The sequence below is a fragment of the Serratia sp. YWN4 genome, from assembly GCF_055790845.1.
In genome coordinates this window covers 3,441,306-3,458,556 of record NZ_CM147696.1, presented here as the reverse complement: position 1 = coordinate 3,458,556, position 17,251 = coordinate 3,441,306, and the positions used below count along the sequence as shown (strand labels likewise).

Sequence of the window (17,251 nt, the reverse complement as noted above, 5' to 3'; positions counted from 1 at the left end):
GGGATGTTGAGGCTGATATTTTTCATTATCATAATGATTCCAGCAATAAGTAGTGCTCAAGTTATAAATAGGGGTTTCATTTGTTCAAAAACATCGTTGTTTCTACATCTTGATACGGGGATTCCTTCAGAAACAGCCATAATATTGAATGGTGATAAATTAATGCTTGATGAAGTCGAAAATGATGGCGATGGAAAATTAATGAAATTTGTCTTGGTTTCACAAGGAAAGAAAATTACGGAGGTTGTACTGAATATATTGGCTTCTGGCAAAGTGTATATACGTGACTTTGGAAATGAACGCTGGGAACCTTGTATCCAATAGCTAGTGTGTTTACCTTAGTGGTAATTAAAATACTATACTTACTTTAATGTCATGAGGGATAAATGAGGATCTCAATTCAAAAGCTCAATGGAATAAACATTGCAATAACGCTTGTGTTGGTTTTAATCTTGACTATGGTTTTATTCAATGGGATCACCGAAGTAGTAATGTGTGTCGCAACTACTTTTGTCGGAGGGTTATTTGGGATGGTTGGTGGAATTATCTATGAAAATATCCAATTTAAGGATAAGGCCCTTGAAAGAAGCCTTTGCATAGTACTGCCTATTCTATCTGGAGCAGCGTTGCTTGTAGTTGCTCAGTCTAATATCGGTGGCCTGAATGAAATGTTTTTGGTGATATCTACATTGCTTGCACTGGGTATGAGTGGTGCTTGCCTGAAAAATAATTTGCCATTGCCTGACGAAGATGCTTTGTATTTTGGTATTACACTTTTGGCTATGTCAATAATCGCTATGATCTACAGATTGAGTATTCCTGAATACTATTGGCATGCCTGGATGGGGATAATTATTGTGATGACATCATTAAGTGGTGTTCTGATTAAGAGTTATTTTGCTAAAAAACTTAGGGGTAACAATGCAGAAAGCTAAAGATCCTGCACTTGCGGCTATTTTGTCATTTATCATCTGTGGTAGTGGTCAGGTTTATAACGGTGATGTTACCAAGGGCGTTATTCTGTTCGTCGTGGCCTGTATCTTTGGGATAATATTTCTGCCTCTAGCATTAATACCAGCAGTCTATGCAACATTTGATGCTTATAGTTCTGCTAAATTGATGAATGAAAGAGCGGAAATTGAGGAGCAAGGAAACAAGGAGTATATAGATATCGCTGACTTTACCGAAAAGCTGAAGAGGCTATCATCATTGCTTAATGCTGACATGATTAGCCAACAAGAATTTGAAGACAGAAAGAAGAATTTGATTGCTGATATATGTATGAAGAAACTAAGGGAAGACCCTCTGGATTTTCTTGCGGCTTTGGTGCCATTGAAGCAAGGCGAGATATTAACGGATGATGACATCTCAGTGATTAAAAAATTAGTATAAACTGGCGGGTCACTTCGGTGGCCCGTTAAAATTACAGTATGAAAATCCTAACCTGTATTTCCACCTTGATTTTATGTCTGCTCAGTATGCAGGCCTGGTTGCTCGATGACAATACCTTAGTGCTAATACTGAGGTTGCTCCCCGTATTTATATTAATGGTGGCGGTAATAGGCTATCTGTTTGTTACTTTGTTACGGAACTAAAAATGAACCGTAACAGCGAATTCGTTGAGATTGAACGGGTGTTACGCGTTACGGTTGTTACTTTTTAAAATCATAATGCTTTATTTTCAATATCTCTGATTATTTCTTCATTGATATTGTCACGGTAATATCCTGTGCTGATTTCTGGCATGAGTGATTTCCTCTTGTTGGTGTTAAATATTCGGAAATTTTGTTTGTTAAAGTCTGGGCTGCATAGTTTGGAGCTATTATAAGTTGGTTGGTGGGCGTAAATTAATAATGATTCAATAGCATCCAGTATTTCATTGCCAATAAACTTATATGCTTTGTTTGATTTCCATTTTTCCCAGCTTTCAAACTCACCGCAAGAACCGATAAATACCTTTACCGAGTCGCATTGTGATGAGAATCGTTCATAATGTTGCGAAAGTCGTTTGGTTATTTCTTGTGTTTTACCAATATACAATAAAACATCCCGACCATAGCAGGGGTGATCGCCATAAATCTGATATAAGCAATGACCTTTATCAATATCCCCCTTAATGTTTTTTGGTATTTCATCTAAGGTATAAGGCCCTTGCCAATATACATCATAAATAATGATATCTATCATGGAATTACTCCTTAATTATGGGTTGTTCCCTTACTGAATTATATAGAAATGTGTAACACCTTTTGCCACCATTCCGGCATCATGTCCTCAAAGGAGTGAGCTTCCGGCCTGAGATCGAGAGCACTCGGGATATCAAATACCCCGGTCAACAAGGCGATGGTAGGACCATCATCTATGGCTCCAAGAGAGCTACCGCAACGGGGGCAAAAAGCTCTGCTGGAAAATTCTGACGAGCGATACATAGCAGGGTGTTTGCCTTCTCCTACCCATTGCACCTCCTTGGAGGAAAACTCGATCCAAACTACTGTTTGAGAGCCGGTATGCTTCTGGCAGAGATCGCATGAACACATATGGGAATTAGTTGGCTTGGTAGCTTCAAAACGTATAAAGCCACACAGGCATCCACCAGAAAAGGTTTTATGCATCTTCTACCTCCAGATTGGCATCTTCAAACCTTACCACAAGAAATGTACCATTTTTACCAGTAACAAACGTAACAGCGTTACAGCCTGTCATATCAATGGTCTTGACGTTACGGATTAAATCTGCATGTCGTAACAACGTAACAAAATCAATAGGGTAACGTCAGAAATGCTCTTGACGAGCCAGATCACATCTTGTAGACTTATTCCATCTGCTACACAGAAGCTGTACATGTGTAACAAAATTGGACTAACAACCTGCGTCTGTAAACAGGCTTTAGGTAAAACAGAATAGAAGGTAAGCCGTTGTTTGATAGGGAAATATCCGAGTGAAAGGGTATTAAACCGTCGACGGGCGACTGTCCCAGAGCTCGAATCTCTGTCCTTCCGCCAAATTCAGCCGGCTTAGCTCAGTAGGTAGAGCAACTGACTTGTAATCAGTAGGTCACCAGTTCGATTCCGGTAGCCGGCACCATAATTAGATGTAACTAGTCTCTAAGCCCAGCAATCACAACGGTCGCTGGGCTTTTTCGTCTATTCGCTTCGGTCACTTTTGCATAGCTGCGCGTATAGAAATTTTATACATGCGAAAAACCACACGCAGTCGTGCTCTACTCCCAAGGTGCATCGCTATGCCACTCGCTTATTGAGAGGTTCGCATGCCGAGAGTGGGGCAAAAAAATCCCCCCAGAGCGACTGAAACTATTCTGGGGGGATTTTCAATCTGTAGCCACCGGCAAGGCGGGTGGTTTTTACAGTCATATCACCTTAGAAATTATATTTAGCTCCCAACATCACCGCAGTATCACTGTAGCCTTTGTCCCCGATCTGTTGGCCCACATTGCCCCAAAGATTCAACTGCTTATTGATCTGGCACTCAAGACCCAATTTGAGTTCGGCTATGTTGGCCGCGCCGTCTTGTTTCACGGTGATGCCGTCCATCGTGGCGCCAAAGTCTTTAGTGTTATGGACCCAGTTGGTTTCAATAAACGGCTGGAATACACGGTCCTTGCCCTTATCCTGATTGCTATAACCGTTAATAAAGGCTTTCACCCCCAGACGGGTCTGGATATTGCCATGGCCTTCACCAGAGACATTTGTGCCATTGGTTTCTTTGTGGTCGTCTGCTTTCACCCCCATCCAGGTGATTTGCGCTTTCGGTTGGATAAAGTAAGTTGCGTTTTGGGTTGAATTCTCACCGACTCTAAAGGTATAGCCGCTTTCAACTGACGCCGTAATCCCCTTGGACTTGTACTTTTCGGTATTTAAGTTCTGGCCATCGACGGTATTGTTAAACCAGCTATATTGTGCCCAACTATCAACGTACAAACCGGATTTATCGGCTTCATTGGCATACCAGGTACCGTACAGACCGGCACTGTATCCATCAACAGAGCCGCGAGCACTGTAACCAGACAGGCGAGATACCGTGTTGCTTTTACTGTTAGCGTAGCCCGCCATCACACCAAGATGCAGACGGCTTTGATCATGACTACTCCATTGGGCAATATCGCCACCCAGTTGCAATACATAACGGTTGGCCAGTGTGCTTAATTGATCATCAGTATCACGAGAACGGTTATGCCCCCCTTCGTTACGCAGCCACAGGCTGGTCACTTTCTGCTCGCCGGTCAAAGCATCAATATATTGGGTTTCACCTAAACGATCATGCAAACGGGTCACAAACATGTTGTTCGCTGCCGCCAGGTTAGAGGCATAGCCACTGGCTTCTGGACGTTCAACCATGATTGCCGGACTTTCTTCTGGTTTTAGCTCTGGTGTAGCTTCAACCTCTGGGCTTGGTGGTGGTGCTACTGGCTCTGTGGCCGAGGTCAGGTACCAATTACTGGCTTTTGCACCAGTGCCGCGTACCAGAGAGTAATCATAAACCCCTGCGACAATACGGCCATTTTTAACGAATTCACCATCAGAAAGACCGTTAACCTGTACCAGTTCAATGCCGTTCAGAGTAGTAGCACCGCTGCCGCCGGCGTTGGTCACACTCACCAACGTAGTACCTGAAGTATTACCTTCTACCACCAGCTTATCGGTTGCTGATGTATCGTCATTCAGTACCGTGTTGAAGTTCAGCAAACTGTTGTTACCGATGTAATCACCCTCAACGGTCAACACAGTACCTGGAACACCGTTAAAACTCACCACACCGGCGTTATTCAGGCTGGCCAGAGTTTGGTCATAACCGGCCAGATCCAACCTTCCGTCGGCTTTGATGACAAAGTCTGAGTTAAAGCTGAAGGCCCCAGCCGTTCCGGCTCGTAAGGTTCCTGAATCGACGGTAGTAACGCCAGAATAATCACTGGCAGACATCAGCGTGGTGGTACCCGTATTAACCTTATTTACGGTTAATGAACCGGACATCCGCGGTGCGAAGGCGATATTATCAGTATGATTTAAGTTGACTGTTGCTGAACCGGCACCGCTGCGGATGCTGGATGCATTGAGAGTACCGCCCAGATTACCGTTACCGATATTTAATGTACCTTGGGTGGATGCGTTATTAGCAATAGTTACGTATCTGGCGGAAACCTCTGCCCGATCGGCAATGGTCAGCGTGCCATTACCGGCGCGGCCTATAGCCAGATCATCGCTGTTATTCCATTGCGAGCCAGCGCCGGATACCTCAACAACGCCTGTTGAACCGGTGCTCGCACCGATACTGCCCGTGGTATTGCTGACAACACCGCCATCGCTGATGGTGAGAGTGCCATTTCCGCCGCTACCCACGGAGAGGCTGTTGCGATTATTCCACTGCGATCCAGCACCGGACACCTCGACAATACCTATTGCATCGGTGGCTGAGCCAATATAGCCAGCGGTATTGCTGACAAGACCGCCATGGCTAATGGTGAGTTTTCCATTACCGGCGTTGCCAACATAGAGGTAATCGCTGTTATGCCACTGCGACCCAACGCCGGACACCTCTACAACACCTGTTGTTCCAACACTAACGCCGAGCAGACCCAGGGTATTGCTCACCGAGCCACCATCGCTAATCATGAGCTTGCCGTTGCCGTAGTAGCCAAGATAGAGGTAGGCGCTGTTATTCCATTGCGATCCAGCACCGGACACTTCGACAGTACCCGTAATATCAGGGGCGTAGCCGATAAAGCCCGTTGTATTACTCACAACACCGCCATCGCTAACCGTCAGTGAACCATCACCATAGTTACCTACAACGAGTGTTTTGCTGTTATGCCACTGCGATCCGGCACCGGATACGTCGACCGCGCCTGTTGCTCCGGCCATGTTGGCAATATAGCCATCTGTATTGCTGACTGTGCCGCCATCGCTGATGGTGAGTAAGCCATTACCCGCGTAACCGACGTAGAGGTAGCTGCTGTTATTCCATGATCCGGCACCGGAGACTTGCACCGTGCCCGTTGAGCCTGCGGTTCTGCCGAGGTAGCTGGCACCGGTGGTTGTGACAGTTCCGCCGTCCTGAATCAGCAATGTGCCACTAATGGCGTCGCCGATCAGAAGGTTATTGGTACCCCAAGGCGAGGATTGTGAGCCTGGAACAGTGACGGTCTGGCCACCATCAATCGTCTCCGCGAAGGCGAAAGGCACATTCAAGATAGAACATGAAAGTGCAACAGAAAGGCATGATCGCCTGAACACATTCGTCACTTCTGAGTTTGCGGCAGAATTATGGGAAGAACGATGCCTATTGATTTTTTCTTTAGGTTTTGGATTAAAAACAACAAATTGCCGACATGTGGCTAAAGAGTGTATGTCCATATGAGGTTTTCCTGGTGTTGAATAAATGTAATATTAATGGTTAATTCCGTGCATCTCATGTTATTTAGGAACATCAAAAGGTGAGTGTAATAGTTATTATGCTGGATGTGCGTATGTTTGTTGTTTGGGAAATAAATGACGAACCAGATGTATTATATGTAGATTAAAAAAGCACAACAATGAGTATTTGCTATTTTGGGAATTTGCTTGGATGATGTAAATTTAAGTATATTAGATTAGATTAGATTAAATTAAATGCAAATTTATCTCTTCGGATATTATCTTTGTTAAGAGGTTGTACCAGTACTGTAAGTAACCCTATTTAATGGATGCCGTATCGAGGTTAGTGCTGCCGTCTATTCGTAGGGGGATGCGAATAGTGATAAAATCATGAGACGCCTTAGGTGTTGTTGACTGTATCGTGATCGCTGAAAACAGGAGGGTAGGTTCTGTCTTCATCTGGCGGGTTTACCGGTGACATCTACTGCTCAATGTGTAATTGATATTCTCCTGTTTTTAGCTTGGGAATAAATTAGAGAGTCTTACTTTTCTGATGGTTTTGGATAACTGATTAAACGGCTATATTACTGAGCGATAAACTCATCTTGTTGTGATAATATGCACTTTGTCAGTGATAAGGTTTTTTTAGATGCAGTCAATATATATTCAATTATTTATACTTCGAACTGACATTAAATAACTCAGTAAATGAGACTTTATTTAGCCATGGTATTACGCCGGTAAATTATACCGGCGCAGATTTTCGATTATTTATTCGCAAGATAGTGTCAGATTTAAATCTCATTAACCAACCATTGGTCAGATTCATCGAACATTTCTTCGAGCAGACGGTTTAACTTCTCTCTGTCACTTTTGCTGGCATCGGAGTTCAGAGCGTTAGCCTGCATGGGTTTTACTTTCACCTCGGCGTCAGGGAACAGACGATGCACGCGTTTTGTCAGTTCGGCCTTAATAATGTCATCGGCCCCCGGAATGCCAGCAACGTTGCGCTTATCAAACACCAATTCAACGAACATAGTTAAACCTTAAAATAACTGTTTATGTATACAGTTATTTTGGCCGAGAGCCGGGGCTTTATGCAAGAGAAATATGACAAAAATCGTGCAGTGGTAACTCATTGGTATAAAACGCCAGGCGCACACTGATACCAGGCGCGAGGGTGCGGTGAATTTCCTTGCGTGCTAACTGTTCGTGGTTGGCCTCGGCCCGGATGATGGTACACATTACACCAGGTACTTTTTTATTGCTGTTCCACCAGCACCAAGCCCATTTGACTTACGCTTTATTGTAGCTACAATAAATACATGAAAATTACATTCGACCCGTTTAAGAACGAGAGCAATAAGCAAAAGCACGGTGTGTATCTGGCCGATGCTGAACATCTTGAGTGGGATCGGATGGTTGCCGCATCTGATCCCCTCGGCAACTACGGCGAAGATCGTTATATCGGTATCACTTACGGCCTCGCCTATCTCAATAACCGAATTTATGTCGTCGTTTTCACGTACAGCGAGGAAGACAGCGAGGAAATCTACCGCATTATCAGCTTGCGGCAAGCCACCAGATTGGAGGTGAAAAACTATGCCAAAACTTAAACCGGGAACCATCCTACCAACAGATGTGGAAGACCATAAAATTAGGGAAGCCATCGCAAAAGATCCTGATACACATCTGCTCGATGACAAGAACCTCAAACTAATGCCTTTCAGTGAATTGAAAGCAATACGTAAGCAAGGGCGTCCTGTTAAAGCTGAACCCAAAGCGCAAGTCAGTATCAGATACTCCCCGGAAGTGATTGCCGCTTTCAAAGCCACGGGACGCGGTTGGCAAACTCGTATGGACGCAGCTATGAAAGACTGGCTTAAAAACCACTCTCCGTCAGATATCAAAATCTGATGCAATGAAAGAGCCATAGCCTGAGCATTCACCTGAAGGGTTGGATTTGAACTCCGGCCCTTTTCTTTTTGCATTCGCTGCACGTATCCACCATCAAAACGGCAGTGGATGCTTGCTAGAGTCGTTGCCGAATGTTGGCTGCTTTGATCTCTGTGTTGGTCAGGGGTTTTATCTGTATCACCATTTTATAGGACTATGGACTACGCATTTATGGGCCTACGGGGCAGGAGTCCCTTGCATAGTCCCAAAATATCGCCATACCGAACGATAACAGGCAATAAAAAACCCGCAAACCTAATCAGGCTGCGGGTTTTTGTGATGTTTCCGATAGTAACCGTTACTATCCGAATAGGTGTTTGGTCGGCATGAGAGGATTCGAACCTCCGACCCCCGACACCCCATGACGGTGCGCTACCAGGCTGCGCTACATGCCGACGCAGTGCGACCTATACTACCGTTTCCCGTCGTGAATTCAAGATGGCTTATCGCTGATTGCTTTAGATTTAAGCAGTTAGTTGGCAATAAAGCGTTTAACGTCGGTCAGCACCTGCAATAACAGCGCTAACTGAGGTTTTTCATCTTTTATCTCATTATCATCCTGATCGTAGGCGCGATAACTGCCGTTGCTGTCCAACATCAGGGTTTGCGTTGGCGTGGTAATGACCAGCAGGCTGCGGTTGCCGGTGGCTAGCCAGTCATTTTTCCGCTGTGCGGCAAACAGATCTTCGCCCTGCGAGTAATCATTCGCGGCGGTGCTGACATGCAACAGGCGCTGCATCAAGGTACGCATCACGTCATTGTGATTGGTCAGTTTATTGATCGCCTGTGCCGGCGTACCTGGCCAATGAATAACCAGAGGAACCTGCAACTGGCTGCGGTTGAAGCGGGTACCTGCCCCCCAATTCCCTTCGCCGGTATCATTGAATTCCATACCGTGCTCTGCGGTGATCACCACGACGGTGTTGTCCAGCATCTCTTTTTCTTTCAGCGTCGCCAGCACTTGTGCGATCTGGGCATCAACATCCTTCGCACCATTACGGTAGCGCTGGATAAATGCATCCGGTTTGTCGCTATTATTCTGTAGGGCAGCACCGCTGAAGTTGAGGTAAGAGAACCACGGTGCGGTGTGATTCTGGGCGGCCAGCCAGCGTTGCCATTGTTGGGTGGTTACCGCATCGCTCTGCACGGTAGGGGCTGGTAGCGAAAAATCAGCCAGCAATGCCTGGCGATACAGCGCGGCATTAAATCCATCCGAAGAGAACAGGCCAAACTGATAGCCTTGATCGCTCAGCGCATTAATCAATGCCGAAGGTTTACGCCCGGCTAGAATCCCATCCAGATAGGTAGGCGAAATGCCGTAAAACAGGCCAAACAGACCGGTATCAGCCTGGTTGCCGGAACTGTAATGATTGCTGAAGCGGATATTTTCTTGCGCAAAGCGGGTAAGGGTGGACATATCCTGCGCGATATCAGCCGGGCGAATGCCATCAACAACAATCATCAACAGGTTGTAACCACTCCCTTTATCACGGTAACTCAATGGGCTCAGCGGATATTCCACAGCCACGGCTTCAGGGCTGCCCTGTTGCATCAGGCGGCGTTCGTACTCTTCTTGGTTCAACAGGCCGTGTTTTTCCAGGAATTTACGCGCGGTCATCGGATAAGACAGCGGCAAGTTGGCGCGCTGCATGGTGATCGGGCGATAGAAATTGGCATCTGCCCAGATATAGATCAGATGCGAAGCAAAGAACGAGCAGATAAACAACGCCGCCAGCGGTTTGCCAAAGCTGCGCCGGTTAAGGCTGCGCAGTTTCTGCCAGCTCCAGGTGGCAAACAGCATTTGGATCAGGAAGATCACCGGTACGCTGATGAACATCAGTTGCCAGTCACGCGCCAGTTCACTCTGATCCGGGTTGATCACCAGTTCCCATACCACCGGGTTAAGGTGCAGGTGGAAGTGGGTAAATACGGCGCTATCGACCAGCAACAAGGTCAGGCCCATGGTGGCCAGCGCGGCAGAAATAAATCGCAGCAGGCGCTGCGACATCACCACAAAGGTGAGGGGGAAGATGATCAGCAGGTAGGCAGCAAACACAATAAAGCTGAAGTGCCCAATCAGGCTGACCCACGCATAAACCCGCCCCAACAATGAGGCTGGCCAGTCGGTAACAAACAGATAGCGGCTGCCCAACCCGATACTGAGCAGAATATTGAATAAGGCGAACCAGTGCCCCCAACTGATCATCTGGGAGACTTTTTCACGATAACGCTGACGGTTTGTCACCATAAATAATTATTAATGCGCTTTATCTTCACGGATCGAAGCTTGCAGAGCTTCGGCAAACGATCTTGCCAGTGACTTCCGCTGCGCGGGAGCAATACTGGTGTTGATCAGGTTGGTTACCATATTGCCCAGCACCATCAAAGAGAGGTCGGTGGGAGTATGGTGTTTTTCCAGAACATTGACCAGTTCAGAAAGCAATTGTTCAACGTGTTCGTCACTGTAACGAGATGATTGTGGCATAAAGATTGTGCTCAAAGCCTGACAAAGTCCAATATCTTACCGTATAGAGCCGTGTTTTTCCGCTCTTTTATAGCGTGAAGATCGTTAAGGAAATGATTATACCCGTTGCCTTTCAAGATGCAGGGGGCTGGCTGCTTCTATCCCTGCGCCTACCTGTATCTTGAAATCCACCGGGTATCGGTTGCAGGGCGACGCCTTCAGTGCTTGAATACGCGCTCAAAGAACAGGAGGATTTATCATGAGTCTGGATATCCAGCAGATCGCACTGCACCAGTTGGTTAAACGCGACGAACAGACGTTGGACGTGGTGTTGCGCGATTCCCTTCTCCCTACCAATGCGGCGGTGGAAGAGATGATGGCAGAGCTGCACCGCGTTTACAGCGCCAAGAGCAAAGCGTACGGCCTGTTTAACGAAGGGAGCGAACTGGCGGATGCGCTGCGTACCTGCCGCAAGGGTGATGAAGACTTCCTGGCATTCAGCCGCGCCGCGACCGGTCGCCTGCGCGATGAACTGGCCAAATACCCGTTTGCCTCCGGCGGCGTGGTGTTGTTTGGCCAATACCGTTATCTGGCGGTGGAGTATTTGCTGATCGCCGTGCTGAACAGCTGTAACAGTACGCGCGTCAATGAAGAGCTGGATCTCAGCATGACTCACTATCTGGACATCAACCACGCGGATATCGTGGCGCGTATTGATTTGACCGAATGGGAAACCAATCCGCAATCAACGCGTTATCTGACCTTCCTGAAAGGGCGCGTGGGCCGTAAAGTTTCTGATTTCTTCATGGATTTCCTGGCAGCGGCCGAAGGTTTGGACACCAAGGCGCAGAACCGTGGGCTGCTGCAAGCGGTGGACGATTACTGTGCCGATGCGCAGTTGGGTAAGAACGAACGCCAGTCGGTGCGCCAGCAGGTTTACAGCTACTGCAATGAGCAGTTGCAGGCGGGCGAAGAGATTGCGTTGCAGGAGCTGTCGAAAGAGATCGCACCGGTGGGTGAAAAAGATTTCCTGCAATTTTCCAGCGAACAGGGTTATCAACTGGAAGAGAGTTTCCCGGCGGATCGCGGTACGCTGCGTCAGTTGACCAAATTTGCCGGTAGCGGTGGCGGCATCAGCCTGAACTTTGATGCGATGCTGTTAGGTGAGCGGATCTTTTGGGATCCGGCTACCGATACGCTGACTATTCGCGGCACGCCGCCGAACCTGCGCGATCAGCTGCAACGCCGTTCAGGCGGCAAATAAGCCCGATCGCAGCCAATAAAAAACGCCGCAATTGCGGCGTTTTCTACTTCGGCGTCCCGAAATATCGATAACGTGGCGATTAAACGCGAACGAAGTCGATGTGAGCCAGTTTTGGCTTGAACGGGTGACGCTGTACAGCCTGAACCTTAACTTTGGTTTCTTTACCGTCGATAACCAGAGTTACTGCTTCGCTGTAGAATTCTGGTTTAACTTCCATGTTCTTCACAGAATCATGGTCTAGTTCGATGGAAACAGCAGCTTCTTTGCCACCGTAAACGATAGCTGGGAATTTATTTGCTGCACGCAGGCGGCGGCTCGCACCCTTACCCTGGTCTTTACGTACTTGTACGTTGATAGTGAACATTGTTTTTTCTCTTAAAAGAAAATTTACCCTGCTACAGGCGACCCAGTAACAGGCTCGATAACCTGCTTTCACACTGGGCGAACCCAGGTAAAGCGGGCGGCATTTTAACGGAAAGCCGCTCTGTGGGCAATGAAAACCTGCCGCAAGTGCGCGCCACAGCCCTTAATACAGCTCATTGGCACGGCGGAAGCGCCCCTGATAATCAAAAACTTTTTCGCGGATTTGCCAGAACTGGCCGCGTTTACGCGCCACCACAAAGTCTGGATGGCGCAGCAGCGCTTGCTGAGCCAGAACATCCGCAGCATTCTGCCAACGGAATGGCACCCCCGGCGCGCGCTGATGTGGCCGCAGGAACAGCATTTCAAACGCTTTGCGCTGAGCCGGGGTTTGCAGGCGAAAACGCTCACTAGTGCTGGTGCCGTCTTCGTCGTAGTAGGTGGCTTTCAGCCATTCCCCTTTGTCATCCCGGCCGTCTTGTAACTCCATGCCGCCGCAGCGCAACACCAGCGCATCTTTCAGTTTTAGTGCGGCTTTTAGCATATCATCAGGGTCGACCAGCACTTCCTGGCACTGATGGCAACGGCGTGCGGCGATATCGTTCTCAGCCCCGCAGTGCGGGCAGTTTTTGAAGCGGAAACGGTAGTCACACTGTTCACGATTGCCGTCGTCGTCTTCCAGCCAGCCCTGGCAGCGGCGGCCATAATGCTCGATGATCGCGCCACTCTCGGTGCATTTGCCCCAGAACAGATTGGCAAAGCCGCAGGCGGGGCAAAATACCTGCACCGGCTGGCTGCCCGCGTGCGGCTTGCTGACCCCCACTTCTGGGGTGAACAGGTCGTGCGGGTTGCCAGCATAGTCGAGGATCAAACAATCTTTCTTGCCGGGTGCCAGCCGCAAGCCGCGCCCGACGATCTGCTGATACAGGCTGACGGACTCGGTTGGCCGCAGAATCGCGATCAGATCGACATGCGGAGCGTCGAAACCGGTGGTCAATACCGCCACGTTAACCAGATAGCGTAACTGCTGCTGTTTAAAGGCAGCGATCAGAGCATCGCGCTCGGCAGGTGGCGTTTCGGCGCTAACCAAGGCGGCTTCCCCGCTTGGCAACAAACCGTGGATTTCGCGCGCATGTTCTACCGTTGCAGCAAAGATCATTACGCCTTTGCGGGTTTCAGCATACTCAACAATCTGGCTGATGATATGTGGCGTGATGCGATGCTGCTTTTTCAGTTCGCGGTTAAGATCCACCTCGCTGAACAAACCGTTGCTTCTGGCTTCCAGTCGGCTGAAATCGTACTGCACGATCGGCATATCCAACCGCTCGGGCGGAACCAGAAAGCCGTGCTTGATCATGTAGCGCAGCGGCAGCTCATAGATACAGTCGCGGAACAGGCTGCTGCTGTCGCTGCGGGTAAAACCGTGGTAGTGAAACTGATAAATCCAGCCTTTTCCCAGCCGGTAAGGGGTGGCCGTCAGGCCAAGCAGGCGCAGTTGTGGGTTGGATTTTTGCAGATGCTGGATAATCTGCTGATACTGGCTGCCGTCGTCGTCGCTGATGCGGTGGCATTCGTCGATAATCAGCAGCGAAAAAGCGCCATCAAACAGCGGTAGATTGCGCGCCACCGACTGCACGCTGCCAAACACCACTTTACCGGCGCTCTCTTTCTGCTGTAGCCCGGCGGCAAAAATGTCCGCCTCCAGCCCGTAAGCGCAGTACTTGGCATGGTTTTGCGCCACCAACTCTTTGACGTGCGCCAGCACCAGCACCCGGCCACGGGCACGCTTTGCCAGCTCGGCGATCACCAAGCTTTTGCCAGCCCCGGTCGGCAGCACAATTAATGCCGGTTCAGGATGCTGGCGGAAATGTTGGATGGTGGCTTCGACCGCCTCCAACTGATAGGGGCGCAGGATAAATGCCATGAATTAACGCCGTTTGCTGGAATGGGCCGCTGAGTGCTTATGAAAGCGAGCAACCAGCGGAAAAATTTCTATTATTATGCCCTTATCGCGCGGGGGGGGCGAGAGGCTTGGAAATTGCCGCTGTCATGGCACCGTTTACACCGCTATACTTGTGTGACAGCAATCGCTGTTTCCCCACGCGATTTTACTGATTCCTCCTCTTCGAACCTGCTTTTTGCACCTGGTGTAAGGGTGGGGGCGTCATATTCAGCAATACGATCAATGCGATCATAACAACGACAGGCAAAGCAGATTCAATGCGACTGGACAAGTTTTTATCTCAGCAATTAGGCATCAGCCGCGCCCTGGTAGCGCGTGAACTGCGTGCAAAACGCGTCACCGTAGATGGCGAAGTGGTCAAGAGCGGGGCGATCAAGCTGGCCCCGGAACAGGAAGTGACATTCGACGGCAACGTGCTGTCACAACTGACCGGGCCACGCTATTTCATGCTCAATAAACCGCAAGGTTATGTGTGTTCCACCGAAGATCCAGATCACCCGACGGTGCTTTATTTCCTTGATGAACCGGTGGCCTACAAGCTGCATGCGGCAGGGCGGCTGGATATTGATACCACCGGTCTGGTGTTGATGACCGATGACGGCCTGTGGTCGCACCGCATCACTTCTCCGAAGCATCACTGTGAGAAAACCTATCTGGTGACGCTGGAGCATCTGCTAGCCGAAGATACCGCACAGCAGTTTGAACAAGGCGTGCAGTTGCATAATGAAAAAGACCTGACCAAACCGGCGCGCCTGGAAAAGATCGAAGATCACCTGGTTCGCCTGACGCTCAGTGAAGGGCGCTATCATCAGGTAAAACGCATGTTTGCTGCCGTAGGCAACCGGGTGATTGAGCTGCATCGTGAACGTATTGGCGCCATTGTGCTGGATGATGATTTGGCGCCGGGCGAATATCGCCCGCTGACCGAAGAAGAGATCGCCAGCGTCGGTGCGCCGCACCTGCAGGATTGATTTTGCGGCCGATGAAGGAGTCGTTGAACGTGCAACAGAACCGGACATCTCACCTGGGTTTGATCTTTATCCTTGGCCTGCTTTCCATGCTGATGCCATTGGCGATCGACATGTATTTGCCCAGTATGCCGATCATCGCCCAGGAGTTTGGCGTGGAATCTGGCCGGGTACAGATGACGCTCAGCGCCTACGTGCTGGGTTTTGCCCTGGGCCAACTGTTCTATGGGCCGATGTCAGACAGCATCGGCCGCAAGCCGGTGATCCTGTGGGGTACGTTGGTTTTTGCCATCGCGGGCGGGGCTTGCGCCATGGCGCAGTCGGTTGAGCAACTGATCAACCTGCGTTTCCTGCATGGCCTGTCGGCGGCGGCGGCCAGCGTGGTGATTAACGCATTGATGCGCGATATGTTCAGCAAGGATGAGTTCTCGCGCATGATGTCGTTCGTGATCCTGGTGATGACCATTGCGCCGTTGCTGGCCCCGATGATCGGTGGTGTGCTGTTGCTGTGGTTTAGCTGGCATGCCATTTTCTGGACGATGGGTGCTGCGGCGTTACTCGGTTCCGTGCTGGTGGCGTTTTTTATCAAGGAAACCCTGCCGAAAGAGCGGCGGCAGAAGTTCCATCTGCGCACTACGCTAAGGAATTTCGGCTCATTGTTCCGCCACAAACGGGTGCTGAGCTATATGTTGGCCAGTGCCTTTTCGTTTGCCGGGATGTTTTCGTTCCTCAGCGCCGGGCCCTTTGTTTACATTGAGCTGAATAATGTTTCGCCCCAGCATTTTGGTTACTATTTTGCGCTGAATATCGTGTTCCTGTTCCTGACCACCTTGATCAACAGCCGCAATGTGCGCCGCGTTGGTGCCGTCAAAATGTTCCGTTTCGGCTTATCAGTGCAGTTGGTGATGGGCGTGTGGCTGCTGCTGGTGAGCGCTGGCGGGCTGGGCTTTTGGGCTCTGGTGCTGGGCGTGGCGGTTTATCTCGGCTGTATCGCCATGATCTCTTCTAACGCAATGGCGGTCATTCTGGATGATTTTCCGCATATGGCAGGAACGGCTTCTTCCCTGGCGGGTACTTTGCGTTTCAGTATTGGTGCGCTGGTCGGTGCAATACTTGCCATGGCACCGGGCAAAAGCGTGTGGCCAATGGTCTCCTCCATGGCGTTATGTAGCATTATTGCCATGTTGTTTTACCGCTTTGCTAGTGCGCCCAAGAAATAACCTGTCTATCCCCCTGCATTTCGCAAATGCAGGGGGATGCTTGCAGCTATACCGCTACATTCTTTCTGTGAAAAAAATGTGTTAATACCTCTGGTTTTGACAGGTTAGCCATTGGAGTCAATATTTGTGAGCTTTCTCTAATATTGCGCCTGATTTCCTCTAGTAAGTATCTTAGAGAAGGTTGTGGTTAGACGACTATTATATCAAGGTAATTTAATTGGTTAATTTATCTAAAGAGTTTTAAATCACAGGTGGGTAAAGCCTGGAGGGCATGAGAATAGCGATTCTAGCTACCGTATATTATAGGTATTCATCAATGTTTCTACCGTAATATTATTCTTATCTATCACTATCATTAAATGTGAATTAAATCACACTGCATAATAAGACAATTCCCCGTCCTAAGTGAAAATCCTATTTTAAAATTTTGTCAATGGGTTACTTGTTAACACTTATGTTGCATTTGGTTAGGGGTGAGATACATAATATGAGGTAGTGCAATCTATACGGCCTTATGTATAGAAAGAAACAGTGCACGTTAAGTTACGTTTAAAGGATTCAAAACGATGTACCCAATGGGTTTCAGAATACAGGTATATGGTAACTAGGTGAACTCCCAAACGCTGGATAAGCGAGGAAACTAGCATCTATATGTTCTGAAAGGCACCAGGGATATATGCATTAGAAA

At 48.7% G+C, this 17,251-nt stretch carries 16 protein-coding genes and 2 tRNA genes; 9 read left to right on the top strand and 9 right to left on the bottom strand.

Annotation, left to right across the window (positions count from 1 at the left end; all coding sequences use genetic code 11):
* Positions 1–3 precede the first annotated feature (3 nt).
* The 3 genes from ACX9GT_RS16295 (at position 4) to ACX9GT_RS16285 (ending at position 1,392) form a co-directional block, all read left to right on the top strand.
* Positions 4–324 carry a hypothetical protein gene (locus ACX9GT_RS16295; RefSeq protein WP_473187754.1) on the top strand — a complete coding sequence of 107 codons (321 nt, stop codon included), beginning with the start codon at positions 4–6 and terminating at the stop codon, positions 322–324.
* 62 nt (positions 325–386) lie between these two features.
* On the top strand, positions 387–935 hold the full coding sequence (locus tag ACX9GT_RS16290) for a hypothetical protein (protein WP_473187753.1): 549 nt from the start codon (positions 387–389) through the stop codon (positions 933–935).
* Positions 922–1,392, top strand: a complete 471-nt coding sequence (locus ACX9GT_RS16285; protein ID WP_473187752.1) for a hypothetical protein — start codon at positions 922–924, stop codon at positions 1,390–1,392. Before ACX9GT_RS16290 ends, ACX9GT_RS16285 begins: the two co-directional genes overlap by 14 nt.
* 273 nt (positions 1,393–1,665) lie before the next feature.
* Here ACX9GT_RS16285 and ACX9GT_RS16280 read toward each other — a convergent pair whose 3' ends face one another.
* Both ACX9GT_RS16280 and ACX9GT_RS16275 read right to left on the bottom strand, forming a co-directional pair.
* On the bottom strand, positions 1,666–2,187 hold the full coding sequence (locus tag ACX9GT_RS16280) for a GIY-YIG nuclease family protein (protein ID WP_473187751.1): 522 nt from the start codon (positions 2,185–2,187) through the stop codon (positions 1,666–1,668).
* 38 nt (positions 2,188–2,225) lie between these two features.
* The gene (locus ACX9GT_RS16275) at positions 2,226–2,612 is read right to left on the bottom strand and encodes a GFA family protein (protein ID WP_473187750.1); all 387 of its coding nucleotides are present in this window, start codon (positions 2,610–2,612) and stop codon (positions 2,226–2,228) included.
* Positions 2,613–3,008: 396 nt separating this feature from the next.
* On the opposite strand from ACX9GT_RS16275, the gene ACX9GT_RS16270 reads away from it, so the two are divergent.
* Positions 3,009–3,084: transfer RNA gene (locus tag ACX9GT_RS16270), tRNA-Thr, on the top strand.
* Positions 3,085–3,377: 293 nt separating this feature from the next.
* On the opposite strand, the gene ACX9GT_RS16265 is transcribed toward ACX9GT_RS16270, so the two are convergent.
* Together ACX9GT_RS16265 and ACX9GT_RS16260 are read right to left on the bottom strand one after the other, a co-directional pair.
* A complete protein-coding gene (locus ACX9GT_RS16265) occupies positions 3,378–6,197 on the bottom strand; it encodes an autotransporter outer membrane beta-barrel domain-containing protein (protein WP_473191617.1) in 2,820 nt (939 codons plus the stop codon).
* Positions 6,198–7,162: 965 nt separating this feature from the next.
* Complete coding sequence (locus ACX9GT_RS16260) at positions 7,163–7,405, bottom strand: DinI family protein (RefSeq protein ID WP_473187749.1); 243 nt, start codon at positions 7,403–7,405, stop codon at positions 7,163–7,165.
* Positions 7,406–7,693: 288 nt separating this feature from the next.
* Between ACX9GT_RS16260 and ACX9GT_RS16255 the strand changes: the two genes are divergently transcribed.
* On the top strand, positions 7,694–7,984 hold the full coding sequence (locus ACX9GT_RS16255) for a BrnT family toxin (protein WP_473187748.1): 291 nt from the start codon (positions 7,694–7,696) through the stop codon (positions 7,982–7,984).
* Positions 7,971–8,285, top strand: a complete 315-nt coding sequence (locus ACX9GT_RS16250; RefSeq protein ID WP_473187747.1) for a BrnA antitoxin family protein — start codon at positions 7,971–7,973, stop codon at positions 8,283–8,285. The genes ACX9GT_RS16255 and ACX9GT_RS16250 overlap by 14 nt, the downstream gene beginning before the upstream one ends.
* Positions 8,286–8,642: 357 nt before the next feature.
* Here ACX9GT_RS16250 and ACX9GT_RS16245 read toward each other — a convergent pair.
* From ACX9GT_RS16245 to ACX9GT_RS16235, 3 genes are all read right to left on the bottom strand, one after another.
* Positions 8,643–8,719, bottom strand: a tRNA-Pro gene (locus tag ACX9GT_RS16245).
* A gap of 77 nt (positions 8,720–8,796) precedes the next feature.
* A complete protein-coding gene (gene yejM / locus ACX9GT_RS16240; protein ID WP_473187746.1) occupies positions 8,797–10,572 on the bottom strand; it encodes an LPS biosynthesis-modulating metalloenzyme YejM in 1,776 nt (591 codons plus the stop codon).
* Between the two features lie 9 nt (positions 10,573–10,581).
* Positions 10,582–10,809 (bottom strand): YejL family protein, encoded by a 228-nt coding sequence (locus tag ACX9GT_RS16235; RefSeq protein ID WP_076941538.1) that lies wholly within the window; start codon positions 10,807–10,809, stop codon positions 10,582–10,584.
* A gap of 238 nt (positions 10,810–11,047) precedes the next feature.
* On the opposite strand from ACX9GT_RS16235, the gene yejK reads away from it, so the two are divergent.
* Positions 11,048–12,052: a nucleoid-associated protein YejK gene (yejK, locus tag ACX9GT_RS16230; protein WP_473187745.1), complete on the top strand. Its 1,005-nt coding sequence runs from the start codon at positions 11,048–11,050 to the stop codon at positions 12,050–12,052.
* Between the two features lie 79 nt (positions 12,053–12,131).
* Here the strand turns inward: yejK and rplY are convergent, their stop codons facing one another.
* Positions 12,132–12,416, bottom strand: a complete 285-nt coding sequence (gene rplY, locus ACX9GT_RS16225; RefSeq protein ID WP_076941536.1) for a 50S ribosomal protein L25 — start codon at positions 12,414–12,416, stop codon at positions 12,132–12,134.
* A 162-nt stretch (positions 12,417–12,578) separates the two neighbouring features.
* Entirely contained in the window at positions 12,579–14,336 is a 1,758-nt protein-coding gene (radD, locus tag ACX9GT_RS16220) for a DNA repair helicase RadD (protein WP_473187744.1), read from the bottom strand.
* 296 nt (positions 14,337–14,632) lie between these two features.
* On the opposite strand from radD, the gene rsuA reads away from it, so the two are divergent.
* Positions 14,633–15,346 (top strand): 16S rRNA pseudouridine(516) synthase RsuA, encoded by a 714-nt coding sequence (gene rsuA, locus ACX9GT_RS16215; protein ID WP_473187743.1) that lies wholly within the window; start codon positions 14,633–14,635, stop codon positions 15,344–15,346.
* Between the two features lie 29 nt (positions 15,347–15,375).
* The gene (locus tag ACX9GT_RS16210; protein ID WP_473191616.1) at positions 15,376–16,563 is read left to right on the top strand and encodes a Bcr/CflA family multidrug efflux MFS transporter; all 1,188 of its coding nucleotides are present in this window, start codon (positions 15,376–15,378) and stop codon (positions 16,561–16,563) included.
* The last annotated feature ends 688 nt before the right edge of the window (positions 16,564–17,251 follow it).